Origin of the sequence: Salibaculum halophilum, from assembly GCF_002094885.1 — a bacterium.
Taxonomy (GTDB): domain Bacteria; phylum Pseudomonadota; class Alphaproteobacteria; order Rhodobacterales; family Rhodobacteraceae; genus Salibaculum; species Salibaculum halophilum.
Window position 1 is genome coordinate 119,467 of the sequence record NZ_MSIT01000008.1, and the last position, 16,219, is coordinate 135,685.

Below are 16,219 nucleotides of genomic sequence, written 5' to 3' on the forward strand. Positions count from 1 at the left end.
CTTCGAAAAGACCCCCATGTCCCCGCTGATCAAGATCAAAGACGTCCGTCACGCCTACGAGACGGCCTCCGGCCCGCTGCCCGTGCTCGACGGGCTTGACGTGACCGTGCAGGAGGGCGGCTTTTGCGCCGTCGTCGGCCCCTCGGGCTGCGGCAAGTCCACCCTGACCCGGCTCGTGGCCGGCCTGATGCACCCCGACGCGGGCGAGGTCTGGCTGCACGGCGACCTGGTCAAGGCGCCGCGGTCCACCGTCGGGATGGCCTTTCAGAACCCGGTGCTGCTGGAATGGCGCACCATCCTGCAGAACGTCACGCTGCCGCTGGAAATCGTGCCCGACGGCCTCAAGGGCGCGGCCGCGAAGGAGCGCGCACGCTATCTGCTGAGCCTCGTCGGGCTTGACGGATTCGAGGACAAGCGGCCTTCGGAGCTTTCGGGCGGGATGCGCCAGCGCGCCTCGCTGTGCCGGGCGCTGGTCCATCAGCCCGAGGTCCTGATCCTCGACGAGCCCTTCGGCGCGCTCGATGCCTTCACCCGCGAGGACCTGTGGCAGACCATGCACCAGGTGAAGGAAAGCGAACCGTTCACCGCCGTCCTCATAACCCATGACCTGCGCGAGGCGCTCTTTCTGGGCGACCAGGTGGTCGTGCTGTCGGGCCGCCCCGCGCGGACGCAATATGTTATGGACATCCCGCAGACCACCCGGCCGACGCTGGACGATCTCTACACCGCCGAGGCGGCCGAGCGACTGGCCACGCTGCGCCACCAGATCGAGATCGCCCAGGGCCGCGCCGCCCCAGAGGAGGCCTCATGACCCCCAGCCTGCGCAAGGTCGTCGTGCCGACCCTGGCCATTGTCATCTTCCTGGCCCTGTGGGAGGCGCTGGTCTGGATCATGGGCTGGCCCAACTACAAGATGGCCTCGCCCAGCGACCTGATCCCCGCCTACCGGCAATACTGGGATCTGTTCCTCGTCATGGGCTGGCAGACGCTCTGGCGGACGGTGCTGGGGCTGGTGCTGGCCATCGTGGTGGGCACCGCGCTTGGCATGATCATGGGCTTTTCGCGCACCATGCGCGATGCGCTCTACCCGCTGCTGGTGGGCTTCAACGCCATTCCCAAGGCGACCGTGGTGCCCATCGTCGCGCTGATGTTCGTCGGCGCGCATGATTTCAACACGGTCCTGATCGCCTTCATGATCTCGTTCTTTCCGATCGCCGTGTCGGTCTCGATCGGCCTGTCCACGCTGGAGCCGGAATACCGCGACATCCTGCGCGCGCTCGGCGCGTCGCAGACGATGATCTTTCGCAAGATCGCCCTGCCAAAGACGCTGCCGGAGTTCTTCGGCGCGCTCAAGGTCTCGGTCACGCTGGCCTTCATCGGCACCAACCTGATGGAGATCGTCAGCCCGCACGGCCGCGGGCTGGGCGCGCTGTTCGACAGCGGCAAGACGAATTCGGACTACCCGCTGATGTTCGCGGTGCTGATCGCGCTCGCCGTGCTGGGGATCGTGCTCTATTACGTCGTGGTCGCGCTGGAAAAGATCTTTGCCGGCTGGGCGGAGCGTCAGCCGAGCTGACCGCCCCCGCCCGACGACGCGCGATTGTCATCGCGCGCGCCCCGCGCTACCCAGTGCGAATGGATATTCTCGACCGCATCAAGGCCTACAAGCGCGACGAGATCGCCGCGCGCAAGGCCGAAACGCCGCTCTCCACGCTCGAAGCCGCCGCAAGGGAGGCCGGGCCAACGCGCGGCTTTGCCACGGCCCTCGCGCGAGCGGGTAAGACGGGCTACGGGCTGATCGCCGAAATCAAGAAGGCCAGCCCGTCAAAGGGGCTGATCCGGGCGGATTTCGACCCGCCCGCGCTGGCCCGCGCCTATGCGGCGGGCGGCGCGGCCTGCCTGTCGGTGCTGACCGATACGCCCAGCTTCCAGGGTGCCGACGAATTCCTGACGCAGGCGCGCGCGGCCACCGACCTGCCCGCCCTGCGCAAGGATTTCATGTACGACCCCTACCAGGTCACCGAGGCCCGCGCGCTGGGGGCCGATTGCATCCTCATCATCCTCGCCTCGGTGTCCGACACGCAGGCGGCCGAGCTTGAGTCCGCCGCCCGAGACCTGGGCATGGACGTCCTGCTGGAAGTGCACGACCGCGCCGAACTGGACCGCGCCTGCGCGCTGACATCGCCCCTGCTGGGGATCAACAACCGCAACCTCAAGACCTTCGAGGTGACGCTGGACACCACCCGCACGCTGGCCCCGCACGTGCCCGCGGACCGCATGATCATCTGCGAAAGCGGGTTGCACACCCCCGCCGACCTGGCCGGGATGGCCCGTTACGGCGCGCGCAGCTTCCTGATCGGCGAAAGCCTGATGCGGCAGGCGGATGTCGCCGCCGCCACCCGCGCCATCCTGGCCGACCCGCTGGTGCCCGGGGCCCCGGCATGAGCGGCGGCAAGCTGAGCCATTTCGACGCCGAGGGCCAGGCGCACATGGTCGATGTCTCGGACAAGCCCGAGACGGCGCGCGTCGCCACCGCCTGCGGCCACGTGCGCATGTCCGCCGAGACCCTCGCTCATGTCACCGCGGGCACCGCGGACAAGGGCGACGTGCTGGGCATCGCCCGCATCGCCGGCATCCAGGGCGCCAAGCGGACCGCCGAGCTGATACCGCTGTGCCACCCCCTGCCCGTCAGCAAGGTGGCGCTGGAGCTGACCCCCGACGCCGCCCTGCCCGGCGTGCGCATCACCGCCACGGTCAAGACCACCGGCCCCACCGGCGTCGAGATGGAGGCGCTGACGGCCGTCTCCTCGGCCGGGTTGACGGTCTACGACATGCTCAAGGCCGTGCAGAAGGACATGGAGATCGGCGGCATCCGCGTCACCCTCAAGGACGGCGGCAAGTCGGGGCGGTTCGAGGCAACATGACCGGGCGGTCGCTGGAATTGTTCTTCGTTGATGGCAAGCCCGACGGGATGCTGACTGCGGAAGTGTTCAACTGGACCGGGCATGTCCTGCGGATTCCGCGGACCCGTTTGGTCGACGGTTTGAAACGACAACACGCCGCGCAGACCGGTGTGTATCTTTTGATAGGTGAAACCGACAATGGTCCCCTTGCCTACATCGGAGAAGCCGAAAACATGGCGGACAGGGTCAAGCAACACGCAACGGCCAGAGACTGGTGGGACCAGACCATCCTGATTACGACGTCCGGCGACGCCCTGCACAAGGCGCACGTGAAATACCTCGAAAGCCGTTTGGCGGAAACCGCGATCGAGGCGGCAAACATCCCTCTGGAGAACGGCAATGCACCGCCACGGTCGAGTTTGAACGAGGCCGCAACCGCCAATATGGAGAGCTTTCTCGAAACGCTTCACATGGTGTTACCGGCAATCCGCGTGGATATGTTCCAGAGTGGCCGACGCGCCGCTCATGTTAATCGCGACATAGTTACAGGCACAACGTCGACCAAAAGGTTCGAACTGCGAATACCGCGCCACGACATACACGCGACTGCGGAATTGGCGGCCGATGAAATGGTCGTCAAGGCTGGTTCCATCGTTCGCGCGCAATGGGTTGGCGGCGCGAAACACGTCCTAAATTATCAGAAATTACACGCAGATCTGGTGACAAATGGGGTTATTGAAGTTCTGTCTGACGGCAAGGCGCGCATGACCGATGATTATGCCTTCTCAAGCCCGTCCGCGGCGGCCGCGATCGTGAGCGGACGTGCCGCAAACGGTCGAAAGGAATGGAAACTTTCAGACGGGCGCACTTTCGAGGAATGGGAGACGGCTCAACTGGAAGCGGTAACGCCATGATCACCGTCGACGACGCCCTCGAAAAGCTGCTGGCGCTGGCCGCACCATTGGAGGTCGAGGAGGTGCCGCTGCGTGCCGCCGCCGGGCGCACCCTGGCGCGGGCCGTCACCGCGCGGCGCGATCAGCCGCCCTTTTCCGCCGCGGCCATGGACGGCTATGCCATCGCCGCCGATCCCCCCACCGGCGACCGGCTCGCGGTCGTCGGCGAGGCGGCGGCGGGCCATGGGTTCGACGGGTCCGTCGGGCCGGGCGAGGCGGTGCGCATCTTCACCGGCGCGCCCGTGCCTGCCAACGCGACCCGCGTTATCATCCAGGAGGACACCGCGCGCGACGGCGACACGATCACCCTCACCGCGAACCCCGGCCAACGCCGGCACGTGCGCGCCATGGGGGCCGATTTCCGGGTCGGTGACAGGCTGGAGGCGCCGCGGGTGCTCTCGCCCTCGGATGTCGCCCTTCTGGCGGCGATGAATATCGACACGGTTCCCGTGACGCGCCGCCCCGAGGTGGCGATCATCGCCACCGGTGACGAGCTGGTGCAACCTGGCGAGGACCCCGGCCCGGACCAGATCATCGCCTCCAACAGCTATGGCCTGGCCGCTCTGATCGAGTCACTCGGGGCCACCGCGCGCCTGCTGCCCATCGCGCGCGACACCCATGCCGCGCTGCAGGCGGTGTTCGACATGGCCGACGGGGCGGACCTGGTCCTGACCATCGGCGGTGCCTCGGTGGGCGATCACGACCTTGTCGGCTCGGCGCTGGCCGATCGCGGAATGGACCGGGCGTTCTACAAGGTGGCGATGCGGCCAGGCAAGCCGCTGATGGCCGGGCGGCTGGGGCCCGCCGCCCTGATCGGCCTGCCCGGCAACCCCGTTTCGGCCATGGTCTGCGGGCATGTCTTCGTCGCCCCCGTCGTCCGCGCCATGCTGGGGCAGACCGCCACCCTGCCGACCCCCGAACCGCGCCCGCTCGCCGTGCCGCTGCCGGCCAACGGCCCGCGCCAGCACTACCTGCGCGCGCGCACCACCGAAGCCGGCGTCGCGCCCTTCGACACCCAGGACAGTTCGCTGCTGTCCGTCCTCAGCCAGGCCGATTGCCTGATCGTCCAGCCCGCAGATGACCCCGGAAGACCGGCCGGCACCGCGGTGCCGGTGCTCCCGCTGTAACGGAACAACTTGACACAAAACAGGAACAGTCGTAGAACATTCGTCAAAAGGCCGCAGCGGCCCGCGACGGAGGAGCCATGCTTACCAAAAAGCAACACGATCTCTTGGCCTTTATCCATGGGCGCGTTCAGCGCGACGGGGTCCCGCCCTCGTTCGACGAAATGAAAGAGGCGCTCGACCTGCGCTCAAAATCGGGCATCCATCGCCTCATCACTGCGCTGGAGGAACGCGGCTTCGTGCGGCGGCTGGCGCACCGCGCGCGGGCGCTGGAAATCCTCAAGCTGCCCGAGTCGCTGGACACTGCGACCGGGTTTTCGCCGCGGGTGATCGAGGGCGACCGGCCCGACGGCGCCGATGATCCCGCCTCGAACCGCGCCGCCGGCACGCTGCCCGCCAACGCCCGGCCGGTCGACGCCACGGGCGCGATCAGCCTGCCCGTAATGGGCCGCATCGCCGCCGGCGTCCCCATCGCGGCGATTTCCGAGGTGTCGCACAACGTGGAGGTACCGCACAGCATGGTCGGCGCGGGCGAGCATTACGCGCTCGAGGTCAAGGGCGACTCGATGATCGACGCGGGGATCAACGACGGCGACGTGGTCATCATCCGCGAGACCGCCACCGCTGACAACGGCGACATCGTTGTCGCACTGGTCGAAGACGCCGAGGCGACGCTGAAACGGTTCCGCCGCTCGGGCCGGACCATCGCGCTTGAGGCGGCGAACCCGGCTTTCGAAACGCGCCTGTTCCGCGACGATCAGGTCGCTGTACAGGGGCGGCTGGTGGGCCTGATCCGCACCTACTGAGGCCGGGCTCCGGCGCGACGCCGTCACACCGGGTGGCACGGCGGGGCCATTCGCGCCGGCACGTCCCGCCGGGCGCCGTGTCGGCGTGGCCCGGCCGGCAGCAAGCAGGGCGGCGGCGCGCGCTGCGGGTCACGGCCCCGGCCTCTGCAAAACCCCGACTTTCGGACCACCACGCCAGTGCCGCGAAGCGAGGCCGCGGTCCGCGCGGACCGCGGCGCGTTGCGGCGCGCAACGCGCCACAATTGCCCGGGTCCTTTCCCGTTTCTGCCGCTTCGCAGACCCTGGCATCCGGCACACCGCGCGGCCCGACCGCGCGGCGCACGGCGCGTCGACGCGCCGTCGCCCAGCCTGATCGCCTGTTCCCTACCCCGGATCACCGCCAAGCCGGACGGGTGGCCAGCCGCGCCTCTCGGCTGTTCCAGAGCCGATCGCCGGTCCGGTCGCGCACGCTGACCAGGTCAAGCGCCTCGTCGCGCAGATAGCCGGCTACCGCGCCCCTCTCCCGCAGACGCCCAAGGTCAAGGACCGTGCAGTCCCGGCCCGGGCCAACCTGCTGGTTCGACACCAGTATGGCGGCCCCGTCGCAGCCAACAACCTCGGCCAGCGCCAACTTGCCACGCACCGCCAAGACGCGGGTCGCCCCGATCTGCATGTCCTGGCGCCGGCCCGTGATGCGCATCCCCGGACGCGCGTGCGCCTGCGCCTGCGGGACGGGCGCGCCATCGTTTTCCAGCCAGGCGCGGGCGGCGAACCCGTCGCCACGCGGCTTGGACAGCGCGCGCCCCTCCGGCCCCATCACACCCACCAGCGCGCCGCTGTCGGCAACCAGTAGCGCCGGTCGCTCGGTTCCCGCCCAGATCACCGCGGCCAGCACCATCGGGGCCAGACCGGCCAACCGCCCGCGCCCCTGCCAGAGCACCACCACCAGCGCGCCCAGCGCCAAAAGCCCGAGCACCGGCGCCGCCGGGCTGTGGACATGTCCGACCGCCCCCTCCAGCCCGGCAACCCGGTCGGCCACGCCGAGGATCCAGCGAATGCCAAGGCCCATCAACCACAGCCCCGCCCCGGACAGCCCCAGCGGCACCAGCACGACTGTCAGAACGGCCGCCGGCATCACCACCGTACCCATCACCGGCACGGCCAGCACGTTGGCCAGAAGCCCGTAGTGCGACACCTGGTTGAAATGCGCCGCCGCGAAGGGCGCCGTGGCCAGTCCCGCCACCAGCGAGGACAGCACAACCCCCAGCGCCGGCCGCAGCCGCCGGGGCAGCCAGTCCATGTCGAACCGGCGCAGCCACCCGAAAACCGCCACCAGGGCCGTGGTGGCGGCAAAGGACATCTGGAAACCCGGTCCCGACAGCGCCTCGGGCCGCAGGACCAGCACGATCATTGCGGCGATGGCCACGGCCCGCAGCGTCAGCGCGCGCCGGTCCAGCATGACCGCCACGAGGATCACGCCGACCATGATGAAGGCCCGCTCGGTGGCCACGTTGCCCCCCGACATCGCGTAATAGCCCGCCGCCACCACCAGCGCGCCCATGGCGGCGTATTTCTTTGCCGGACGGCGCAGCGTGAAGCCGGGCCAGAGCAGCAGCGCGTTGCGGATCACCGCAAAGACGAACCCGGTCAGAAGCCCCATGTGCAGCCCGGATATCGCCAGAAGGTGCGCGAGGTTGGCCGCGCGCAGGTCCGCGATCACCTCCTGGCCCATGGCGGAGCGGTCGCCGGTCATGATGGCCGCGGCAAAGGCGCCGCGTTCATCCGGCAAGGCCGCCTGCACCCAGGCCGAGATCGCCACCCGGAACCGGTAGATCGCCAGCCCCGCCGATCCCGCCTCGGCAGGGCTGGCCAGCAGCACCGGCGTCCGGGTATAGCCCACAGCGCCCAGCCGCTCGAACCAGGCCATGCGGCGAAAGTCGAAGCCGCCCGGCTCCACCGGGCCAGCGGGCGGCGACAGATGCGCCGTCAGGATCACAGTCTGGCCCGGCGCGGGGTCGATGAAATCCTGCGACCCGTGCAGCGAGACGCGCACGCGCGCCGGGGTCCGGTCGGGGGGCATATTGCGCAGGACCACGTTGTCGAGCGTCAGGCGCTGCGCGTCGCTGGCCGACCGGTCGATCTCGATCACGCGGCCCTCGACCGGACCGTAATAGCGAAACCCCAGAACCGGTTCGGCGACCGCATGGGCGCGCACCCCGGCGACAACCACGCCCGCCAGGACCAGCGCCGCGGCCATGGGCAGCGCGCGCAGTCCGTCCGGCATCCGGCGGCGCACCAGCACACAGACCAGCGCGACAAGGATCAGCCCGGCATGCACCGCCCAGCCCGGTTCGACCCGCAGCCCGAAATAGAGCGCGATTCCGGCCCCGAAGAATACCGGGGCCCACCCGAAAAGATGCCCCTGCTGGCCCAGAAGCCCGCGATCCAGCCAAGTCAGAAGGCGCACTTGTCCCCGCCCTTCAGCCCGAGTATGCCGCCGATGACGCTAGGACCGCATGGTTAGCGAAAGGTTAACGGGAAAGGTTGACAGGCATGACACAGGACAGCGCCCCCGGGCAGGTCGTCACCCGCATCGCCCCCTCGCCCACCGGCGAGATGCACATCGGCACCGCGCGCACGGCCCTGTTCAACTGGCTTTACGCCCGCGGCCGCGGCGGCCGGTTCCTGCTGCGCGTCGAGGATACCGACCGCGCCCGGTCCACCCCCGAGGCGACCGAGGCGATCCTGCGCGGGCTCGACTGGCTGGGCCTGGATCACGACGAGGAGCCCGTGAGCCAGCACGCCCGCGCTGCGCGCCATGCCGAGGTTGCGCGCGAGATGCTGAACAAGGGCCAAGCCTACAAGTGCTTTGCCACGCAGGAGGAAATCCAGGCCTTTCGCGAAGCGGCACGCGCAGAGGGGACATCCACGCTCTACCGCTCGCCCTGGCGCGATGCGGACCCGGCCACGCATCCCGACGCGCCCCATGTGATCCGCGTCAAGGCCCCTGAGACGGGCGAAACGGTGATCGACGACCAAGTGCAGGGGCGGGTGACGGTCCGCAACGATCAGCTTGACGACATGGTTATCCTGCGCTCGGACGGGAGCCCGACCTATATGCTCGCGGTGGTGGTCGACGACCACGACATGGGCGTCACCCACGTCATCCGCGGCGACGATCACCTCAACAATGCCGCGCGGCAGATGACGATCTACGCGGCCATGGGCTGGCCCCTGCCCGTCTACGCGCATATCCCGCTGATCTTCGGCCCCGATGGCAAGAAATTGTCGAAACGCCACGGCGCGACGGGCGTGGCCGAATACCGCGCCATGGGCTATCCGGCCGCGGGCATGCGCAACTACCTCGCGCGGCTGGGCTGGTCACATGGCGATGACGAGTTCTTCACCGATGAGCAGGCTATGGCCTGGTTCGACCTGGACGGGATCAACAAGGCCCCGGCGCGCTTCGACTTCAAGAAGCTTGCCAATCTCTGCGGCCAGCACATCGCCGCCATGTCCGATGACGCACTGCTGCGCGAGATCGACGCGCATCTTTCCGCGACCGGGGCCGCGCCGCTCACCGACGCGCAGCGGGACGCGATGTCGCAGGCCATGCCCAGCCTGAAAGACCGGGCCAAGACATACCCAGAGCTGCTTGAAAAGGCGCATTTCTGCCTGACGTCGCGCCCTGTCGTGCCGGATGACAAGGCGGCGGCTGCCCTCGACGATGTATCCCGTGGTATACTGTCGGAATTGACGCTGCAGTTGCAAACTGCTAGCTGGACGCGAGATGCGCTGGAGACGCTCGTGGGTGAGCTGGCACAGGCCCACGGGACCAAGCTCGGCAAGCTGGCCGGACCGCTGCGGGCGGCGCTGGCCGGGCGGACGGTGTCGCCCAGCGTCTTCGACATGATGCTTGTCCTGGGCCGTGCGGAAACCGTCGCCCGCCTTGAGGACGTGACCGGCTGAAACCTTTTCGTCATGATGGACGGATACCGGGGGCCGGACCGGGAAAACCGCGACGCCCGGCCCTCGGGCGTGCCCTTGCAACAAAGGAAACCGCCATGGCCGACACCACCAAGACCGCGACCCTGACGATCGACGGCACCGATTACGAATTGCCCGTGCACCAGCCCACCGCCGGGCCGGATGTCGTGGACATCCGCAAGCTCTACGGCCAGGCCGGGGTCTTCACCTACGACCCGGGCTTCACCTCGACTGCGTCCTGCGACAGCACCATCACCTATATCGACGGTGACGCGGGCATCCTGACCCACCGCGGCTATCCGATCGACCAGCTGGCGGGCAAGTCGCACTTCCTCGAGGTATGTTTCCTGCTGCTCTACGGCTACCTGCCCAAGGCGGAAGAGCTTGAAGACTTCGAGACGACGGTCACCCGCCACACCATGATCCACGAGCAGATGCACAACTTCTTTCGCGGCTTCCGCCGCGACGCGCATCCGATGGCGACCATGGTGGGGGTCGTGGGGGCGATGTCGGCCTTCTATCACGACAGCACCGACATTTCCGACGAACGCCAGCGCGAGATCGCCTCGTTCCGCCTGATCGCCAAGATGCCGACGATCGCGGCCATGGCCTACAAGTACTCGATCGGCCAGCCGTTCGTCTATCCGCGCAACGATCTGGATTACGCGGCCAACTTCCTGCACATGTGCTTTTCCGTCCCGGCCGAGGAATACCACGTCGATCCCATCCTGGCGCGCGCCATGGACCGGATCTTCACCCTGCATGCCGATCACGAACAGAACGCCTCGACCTCGACGGTGCGGCTGGCGTCCAGTTCCGGGGCCAACCCTTTTGCCTGTGTCGCCGCCGGGATCGCCTGTCTATGGGGGCCCGCCCATGGCGGGGCCAACCAGGCCTGCCTGGAGATGCTCAAGGAAATCGGCACGCCCGACCAGATCCCCGAGTATATCGCCCGGGCCAAGGACAAGAACGATCCCTTCCGCCTGATGGGCTTCGGGCACCGCGTCTACAAGAACTTCGACCCGCGCGCGAAGGTGATGAAGCAATCCGCCGACGAGGTGCTCGACCTTCTGGGCGTCGAAGACAACCCGACGCTGCAGGTCGCCAAGGACCTGGAGAAGGCGGCGCTGGAGGATCCCTATTTCACCGAGAAGAAGCTCTTCCCGAACGTGGACTTCTATTCCGGCATCATCCTCGAGGCGATGGGTTTCCCCACCGCCATGTTCACGCCGATCTTCGCGCTGTCGCGCACCGTCGGCTGGGTCAGCCAGTGGAAGGAACAGCTGTCCGACCCGCAGATGAAGATCGGCCGGCCGCGTCAGCTCTACCAGGGCGAAAATCTGCGCGATTACGTCGACATCGAGAACCGCTGAGGGTCGGAAATGCAGAAGGGGCCGGGGATATCCCGGCCCGTTTTCTGCCCGACCCGACCCTGGCCGTCAGCGCCCCTCGTATTTCGCCGGGCGCTTTTCAAGGAAGGCCATGACGCCTTCCTTGAAATCGCGGGTCTTGCCGCATTCGCCCTGCAGCCGCGCCTCGAGCAGCAGTTGCTCGTCCAGCGTGTTGGCCGAGCTTTCGCGGATCGCCGTCTTGAGGTGGCGATAGGCCTGCGTCGGCCCCTCGGCCAGGTGCGCGACGCGGCCGGCCAGGTGACCCTCGAACTGCGCGCCCGGGACGGCCTCGTAGATCATGCCCCAGTCGGCCGCCTGCCGCCCGGTGATCTTGTCGGCAAAGAGCGCCGCGCCCATCGCTTTGGCCGCGCCCATCTGGCGCGGCAGCCAGTAGGTGCCGCCGGCGTCGGGAATCAGCCCGATACGGGTGAAGGCCTGGATGAAGCTCGCCTCTTCCGCGGCGATCACCACGTCGGCGGCCAGCGCGAGGTTGGCGCCCGCCCCGGCTGCCGCGGCATGGACGGCGGCGATGGTTGGGATCGGGCAGTCGAAAATGGTGCGCAGCATGGGCACGTATTCCTCGCGCAGCGTGCGCTCCAGGTCGAGGCTGGCCGCCGTTCCGCCATCGCCCAGGTCCTGGCCCGAGCAGAAGGACTCGCCCGCGCCGCGGATCACCAGCACGCGCGCCTGATCGGGGGCGGCCTTGACCGCGTGGGTGATCTCGGCTCGCATCTGGGTGTTGAGCGCGTTCATCACCTCGGGACGGTTCAGCGTCAGCGTCGCCACCCCGTCCGCGATCTCCACCCCTATTGTCTGGTAATCCATGCCATTGGCCCTTCTGCCGTAATTTGCGGCCACCTTACTGAACCACGCGGTTCAGAAAAGCCGAAACCCCGCGTCAGGAGCCCATGATCTCATTCAGCCGCGCCTGTTCGTCATCCGACAGGGTTTCGGGGGTCCTGGCGGCCGCCCGGGCGCGCACGGTGCCATAGCCGACCCCGGCGGCGACGAGCAGAAGGGCCGGCCCGGCGAGCCAGAGCACGAGGTTCGCGCCCTCCTTGGGCGGGCTGAACAGGATGAATTCGCCGTAACGGTCCACCAGATATTGCACCGCCTCTTCGTCGCTGTCGCCGGCCACCAGCCGTTCGCGCAGCTTGACGCGCAGGTCCTTGCTGATGCCGGCGTTGCTTTCGTCGATGCTCTCGTTGCGGCAAACGGGGCAGCGCAGGCCCTCGGAAATCTCGCGCGCGCGCTGTTCCAGCGCCGGGTCGTCCAGCACCTCGTCGGGCTGCACGGCCCAGGCCGGGGCGGCCAGCAGGGCCAGGATAAGGACGAGCCGCCTCATTCCGCGGGCACCCCGCCTGCAGGGGCCGGCTTGCGCTTGGCGGCCCCGGCGGCGATGCGCAGCCGGCGGTCGGACAGGCTGATCAGCCCGCCGATCGCCATCAGGATGGAGCCCCCCCAGATCCAGTTGGCGAATGGCTTGATGTAGGTCCGCACGGCCCAGCCCCCGGCATCCTGCGGATCGCCGATCACCAGGTAGACGTCGCGCAGCACGCCGTTGCGAATGCCGGCCTCGGTCGTGGGCATTTCGGCCACGGGGTAGACCCGCTTTTCGGGATGAACCACGCCGACCTCGCGCCCGCCGCGATAAATGGCCATGTCGGCCTTGGTGGCCATGTAGTTCGGGCCCTCTTCGCGGTAGACGTCCAGCAACTCGACCTCGTGGATGCCCACCTGCCAGCGGTCGCCGACCTTGGCGACGCGGATATCCTCGTCCTCCCAGGCCATCAGGGCGGCCACGGCAAAGACGGTGATGCCCATGCCGGCATGCGCGATGACTTTGCCCCAGTCGGCCCGCGGCAGGCGCGTCAACCGGCCCAGCCGGGCCGTGACCCCCTGTCGCCCGGTCCGCTGCCACAGGTCGGTGAGCGCACCGCCCACGACCCAGACGCCGAGCGCTACGCCCACGGGGCCGAGCGCGCTGCGCCCGGTTTGCATCGCGAAGGCCAGTGCGCCGAGCGACACGGCCAGCACCGCTACGGGCCAGAGCGGGGTCAGCGCCTTTTTCAGGCTGCCGCGCTTCCAGGCCAGGATCGCGCCCACGGGCAGGATCAGCGACAGCAACACGAAGAAGGGCGAGAAGGCCGCGTTGAAGAACGGCGCCCCGACCGAGAGCACCCGGCCCAGCACCATTTCCGCAAAGACGGGCCAGAGCGTGCCGATGAAGACCACGAAGGCCGAGACCGCCAGCAGCACGTTGTTGGCCACCAGCGCACTTTCACGGCTGACCATGGAAAACACGCCCTTGGCCTCCATCGCCGAGGCGCGCGCGGCAAAGAGCGTGAGCGCCCCGCCGACGAAACCGCCGAAGATCATCAGGATGAAGACCCCCCGCTCGGGATCGTTGGCAAAGGCATGGACCGAGGTCAGAACGCCCGAGCGCACGATGAATGTGCCCAGCAGCGAGAAGCCGAAGGCCAGGATCGCCAGAAGGATCGTCCAGGCCTTCAGCGATTCGCGCTTTTCCACCACGATGGCCGAATGCAGCAGGGCCGCGGCCAGCAGCCAGGGCATGAAGCTGGCGTTCTCGACCGGGTCCCAGAACCAGAAGCCGCCCCAGCCCAGTTCGTAATAGGCCCACCAGGACCCGAGCCCGATGCCCACGGTCAGGAATACCCAGGCCGCGAGCGTCCAGGGCCGCACCCAGCGGCCCCAGGCGGCGTCGACCTTGCCTTCGAGCAGCGCCGCGATGGCGAAGGAAAAGGTCATCGAGAGGCCGACATAGCCGAGGTAGAGGAACGGCGGATGGAACGCCAGGCCGGGGTCCTGCAGCAGCGGGTTGAGGTCCTGCCCGTCAAAGGGCGGGGCCTGCATGCGCAGGAACGGGTTCGAGGTCAGCAGGATGAAGGCGTAGAAGGCGACAGATACAAGCGCCTGCACGCCGAGGACCCGCGCCCGCAATGACGCGGGCAAGTTCGACCCGAACCAGCTGGCACAGGCCCCGAAAAGCGCCAGCGTCAGCACCCAGAGCAGCATCGACCCCTCGTGATTGCCCCAGACACCGGTAATCTTGTAGAGCAGCGGCTTGTCCGAATGCGAGTTCAGGAAAACCAGCCGCAACGAGAAGTCCGAGACGACGAAGGCGTAGGTCAGCGCGGCAAAGGAAAAGCCCACCAGGATGAATTGCAGCGTCGCGGCCGGATCACCGAGGGCCATCCAGCTGCGCCAACCCTTGTGGGCGCCCACCAGCGGCACGACGGTCTGGGCAACGGCCACGAGGGCGGCAAGAATCAGGGCGAAGTGTCCGAGCTCTGTAATCATGTGGGGCAGTATAGCGCCTGTGCCGCGCGTCGCCATAGCCCGTCGCAGGTCAAAGCGTCACGGTCGGGTGAGTCGCTTAGTGCGGGCGCCCGCCCCGCCATTCGGCCAGCGCCGGGTTCGGCGCCGCATCCACCACCGGCGCGGCGTCCGGACCATCGGGATTGCCAGGGGGCGTGCTACGCATCGCCTCCAGCCGCTCGGTATTGTCGATCACCGTAGGCACCCGCGACAGGGTCTGCGCGATGGAGGACTGGAAACGCTGCGAATGCGCCTGGTGGCGCGCCCCGAAATAGAAGCTCACGATCGCCCCCATCAGCCACCACAGCGGTTCGGGCACGACCGCGATGCCCTGCATCCGGCTGGCAAACCAGATCGGGTTCACCATGGCGGCGATGAACAGCCCGATGGTGCCGAAGGCGAGCAGCGGGCGCGGCAACCGGTTGAGCCCATTGATGAAACGGTCGAAGCGGCCCTCGCGCGGGTGCTCGAATTCCTGCGCGAACTGGCGCAGGGTGTCCTTGCGCAGCCGGGCCTCGCGGCCGGCCGCGCCCTCGGCGTTCTCGCGAAAGACCTCCGCGGTTTCGCGGATCACGTTGCGCCCGTCATCGAAGAACAGCGAGAAGATGCGCTCGATCAGCCCCATGCCGCGACCCTTTCCTGGTGCTGGGCCTCGGTCAGGTGAAACCGCGGCGAGATGAAGGCCTCGGCCCGGCGGATCCAGCCGCCCTTGCCGCCATCGCGACGGCAGGCGTACTTGCGCGAGGCCGGCCGCCGGTCGGCCAGCGCGTAGTAGTAGTTGCGCCGGGCGATCCCGTAGGCATCGGCGAAATGCTCGGGTGCGGCCGCATGAGCCTCGCGCGCGGCGGCGATGGTCTGCGGCCCGATCACTCCGTCCACCTCAACGGTGATGCGCATGTCGTTGAGAAGCCGTTGCAAAATGCGCACGGCATTGGCGCCCGCGTTGACGTACATGTCGAAGACGGAGGCCTGGATATCCTCGGGCAGGCGGTCGATGCGGGTCTTCCGGTAGTAGTGGCGCACGAAGATCTGGATCGCCCGGTCGCGCGGCAGGGCGCGCACGTCTGCGGATGTGACCTGGCCGTCGCCGTCCAGGTCAAGCCCCAGCCGGCGCATGGTGTGGATCGTGACCCCGTGATTCGTCGGCCCGCCGGGGTCGTCGGGGTCGTTCACATAGCCGCCCTCGCGGGCGACGATCTCTTCGGCAATCTCTTGCACGCTCTGCATGGCCCTTTCCCCCATTGACTGCGGGAAAAGGCTGCGACGGCAGGGTTAATTGATTGCTGCCGCGCCGTCCTGGTGCTGGTAGACACCCTGTTCCTTGAGGCTGTCGACCAGTTCGGCGGGCATGTAATCCTCGTCGTGTTTGGCAAGGATTTCAACAGCCTCGAAGGTGCCGTTGACGTAGCGGCCCTGGCCGACCATGCCTTGGCCCTCCTCGAACAGGTCGGGCAGGATGCCGTCGTAGGTGACCGGCACCGTGGCCCCGCCGTCGGTGACCTCGAAGCGGACCTTGGTGCCCTCGCCGCGCACGATCGAGCCGTCGGCGACCAGCCCGCCGATGCGGAACAGCTCGGTCTCGGCGGGCGGCTCGGCCACGACCTCGGCCGGGGAGCGGAAGTAGTTGATGCCGTCGCGAAAGCCGTAGCCGATCAGCCCGGCCGACAGCGCCAGCGCCACGACGGCCACCGCGATCACCTGGATGCGGCGCTGTTTCTTGAGGGATTTCATACCG

16 protein-coding genes are annotated in these 16,219 nt (G+C 68.0%); 9 read left to right on the forward strand and 7 right to left on the reverse strand.

Features of this window, described 5'->3' with window-relative positions; genetic code table 11:
* The first annotated feature begins 16 nt into the window (after positions 1-16).
* From BU124_RS07350 to lexA, 7 genes are all read left to right on the forward strand, one after another.
* Positions 17-811, forward strand: coding sequence for an ABC transporter ATP-binding protein (locus tag BU124_RS07350; protein WP_084862201.1), 795 nt, complete (start codon positions 17-19; stop codon positions 809-811).
* Positions 808-1,575 carry an ABC transporter permease gene (locus BU124_RS07355; RefSeq protein WP_084862203.1) on the forward strand — a complete coding sequence of 256 codons (768 nt, stop codon included), beginning with the start codon at positions 808-810 and terminating at the stop codon, positions 1,573-1,575. Before BU124_RS07350 ends, BU124_RS07355 begins: the two co-directional genes overlap by 4 nt.
* 59 nt (positions 1,576-1,634) lie before the next feature.
* The gene (trpC, locus tag BU124_RS07360) at positions 1,635-2,444 is read left to right on the forward strand and encodes an indole-3-glycerol phosphate synthase TrpC (protein ID WP_084862206.1); all 810 of its coding nucleotides are present in this window, start codon (positions 1,635-1,637) and stop codon (positions 2,442-2,444) included.
* Positions 2,441-2,923, forward strand: coding sequence for a cyclic pyranopterin monophosphate synthase MoaC (gene moaC, locus BU124_RS07365; RefSeq protein ID WP_084862208.1), 483 nt, complete (start codon positions 2,441-2,443; stop codon positions 2,921-2,923). Before trpC ends, moaC begins: the two co-directional genes overlap by 4 nt.
* Positions 2,920-3,816 (forward strand): GIY-YIG nuclease family protein, encoded by an 897-nt coding sequence (locus tag BU124_RS07370; protein WP_084862210.1) that lies wholly within the window; start codon positions 2,920-2,922, stop codon positions 3,814-3,816. The genes moaC and BU124_RS07370 overlap by 4 nt, the downstream gene beginning before the upstream one ends.
* On the forward strand, positions 3,813-4,982 hold the full coding sequence (locus BU124_RS07375) for a molybdopterin molybdotransferase MoeA (RefSeq protein ID WP_084862212.1): 1,170 nt from the start codon (positions 3,813-3,815) through the stop codon (positions 4,980-4,982). Before BU124_RS07370 ends, BU124_RS07375 begins: the two co-directional genes overlap by 4 nt.
* 77 nt (positions 4,983-5,059) lie before the next feature.
* Positions 5,060-5,785 carry a transcriptional repressor LexA gene (gene lexA, locus BU124_RS07380; protein ID WP_084862214.1) on the forward strand — a complete coding sequence of 242 codons (726 nt, stop codon included), beginning with the start codon at positions 5,060-5,062 and terminating at the stop codon, positions 5,783-5,785.
* Between the two features lie 373 nt (positions 5,786-6,158).
* On the opposite strand, the gene BU124_RS15130 is transcribed toward lexA, so the two are convergent.
* Positions 6,159-8,231, reverse strand: coding sequence for a ComEC/Rec2 family competence protein (locus BU124_RS15130; protein WP_084862216.1), 2,073 nt, complete (start codon positions 8,229-8,231; stop codon positions 6,159-6,161).
* An 86-nt stretch (positions 8,232-8,317) separates the two neighbouring features.
* Here BU124_RS15130 and gltX point away from each other — a divergent pair, with 86 nt between their 5' ends.
* Together gltX and gltA are read left to right on the forward strand one after the other, a co-directional pair.
* On the forward strand, positions 8,318-9,733 hold the full coding sequence (gene gltX / locus BU124_RS07390; protein WP_084862218.1) for a glutamate--tRNA ligase: 1,416 nt from the start codon (positions 8,318-8,320) through the stop codon (positions 9,731-9,733).
* A gap of 95 nt (positions 9,734-9,828) precedes the next feature.
* The gene (gene gltA / locus BU124_RS07395; protein WP_084862220.1) at positions 9,829-11,124 is read left to right on the forward strand and encodes a citrate synthase; all 1,296 of its coding nucleotides are present in this window, start codon (positions 9,829-9,831) and stop codon (positions 11,122-11,124) included.
* Between the two features lie 66 nt (positions 11,125-11,190).
* Here gltA and BU124_RS07400 read toward each other — a convergent pair whose 3' ends face one another.
* The 6 genes from BU124_RS07400 to ccmE all read right to left on the reverse strand — a co-directional run bounded on the left by BU124_RS07400 (position 11,191) and on the right by ccmE (position 16,215).
* Positions 11,191-11,967 (reverse strand): enoyl-CoA hydratase-related protein, encoded by a 777-nt coding sequence (locus BU124_RS07400; protein ID WP_084862222.1) that lies wholly within the window; start codon positions 11,965-11,967, stop codon positions 11,191-11,193.
* A 73-nt stretch (positions 11,968-12,040) separates the two neighbouring features.
* Positions 12,041-12,487, reverse strand: coding sequence for a cytochrome c-type biogenesis protein (locus BU124_RS07405; RefSeq protein ID WP_084862224.1), 447 nt, complete (start codon positions 12,485-12,487; stop codon positions 12,041-12,043).
* Positions 12,484-14,466, reverse strand: a complete 1,983-nt coding sequence (locus BU124_RS07410) for a heme lyase CcmF/NrfE family subunit (protein ID WP_084862226.1) — start codon at positions 14,464-14,466, stop codon at positions 12,484-12,486. The genes BU124_RS07405 and BU124_RS07410 overlap by 4 nt, the downstream gene beginning before the upstream one ends.
* Before the next feature lie 76 nt (positions 14,467-14,542).
* Complete coding sequence (locus tag BU124_RS07415) at positions 14,543-15,109, reverse strand: holin family protein (protein WP_084862228.1); 567 nt, start codon at positions 15,107-15,109, stop codon at positions 14,543-14,545.
* Positions 15,100-15,711: a holin-associated N-acetylmuramidase gene (locus BU124_RS07420; protein WP_084862230.1), complete on the reverse strand. Its 612-nt coding sequence runs from the start codon at positions 15,709-15,711 to the stop codon at positions 15,100-15,102. Before BU124_RS07420 ends, BU124_RS07415 begins: the two co-directional genes overlap by 10 nt.
* A 45-nt stretch (positions 15,712-15,756) precedes the next feature.
* Entirely contained in the window at positions 15,757-16,215 is a 459-nt protein-coding gene (gene ccmE / locus BU124_RS07425) for a cytochrome c maturation protein CcmE (RefSeq protein ID WP_084862349.1), read from the reverse strand.
* Between the last annotated feature and the right edge of the window lie 4 nt (positions 16,216-16,219).

Bases quoted from the DNA above. Each gene is read 5' to 3' on its own strand.
- gltX (WP_084862218.1), top strand. From the start codon at position 8,318: ATGACACAGGACAGCGCCCCCGGGCAGGTCGTCACCCGCATCGCCCCC.
- BU124_RS07355 (WP_084862203.1), top strand. From the start codon at position 808: ATGACCCCCAGCCTGCGCAAGGTCGTCGTGCCGACCCTGGCCATTGTC.
- BU124_RS07410 (WP_084862226.1), bottom strand. From the start codon at position 14,466: ATGATTACAGAGCTCGGACACTTCGCCCTGATTCTTGCCGCCCTCGTG.
- BU124_RS07350 (WP_084862201.1), top strand. From the start codon at position 17: ATGTCCCCGCTGATCAAGATCAAAGACGTCCGTCACGCCTACGAGACG.
- BU124_RS07405 (WP_084862224.1), bottom strand. From the start codon at position 12,487: ATGAGGCGGCTCGTCCTTATCCTGGCCCTGCTGGCCGCCCCGGCCTGG.
- gltA (WP_084862220.1), top strand. From the start codon at position 9,829: ATGGCCGACACCACCAAGACCGCGACCCTGACGATCGACGGCACCGAT.
- BU124_RS07400 (WP_084862222.1), bottom strand. From the start codon at position 11,967: ATGGATTACCAGACAATAGGGGTGGAGATCGCGGACGGGGTGGCGACG.
- moaC (WP_084862208.1), top strand. From the start codon at position 2,441: ATGAGCGGCGGCAAGCTGAGCCATTTCGACGCCGAGGGCCAGGCGCAC.
- trpC (WP_084862206.1), top strand. From the start codon at position 1,635: ATGGATATTCTCGACCGCATCAAGGCCTACAAGCGCGACGAGATCGCC.
- ccmE (WP_084862349.1), bottom strand. From the start codon at position 16,215: ATGAAATCCCTCAAGAAACAGCGCCGCATCCAGGTGATCGCGGTGGCC.
- lexA (WP_084862214.1), top strand. From the start codon at position 5,060: ATGCTTACCAAAAAGCAACACGATCTCTTGGCCTTTATCCATGGGCGC.
- BU124_RS07370 (WP_084862210.1), top strand. From the start codon at position 2,920: ATGACCGGGCGGTCGCTGGAATTGTTCTTCGTTGATGGCAAGCCCGAC.
- BU124_RS07375 (WP_084862212.1), top strand. From the start codon at position 3,813: ATGATCACCGTCGACGACGCCCTCGAAAAGCTGCTGGCGCTGGCCGCA.
- BU124_RS07415 (WP_084862228.1), bottom strand. From the start codon at position 15,109: ATGGGGCTGATCGAGCGCATCTTCTCGCTGTTCTTCGATGACGGGCGC.
- BU124_RS07420 (WP_084862230.1), bottom strand. From the start codon at position 15,711: ATGCAGAGCGTGCAAGAGATTGCCGAAGAGATCGTCGCCCGCGAGGGC.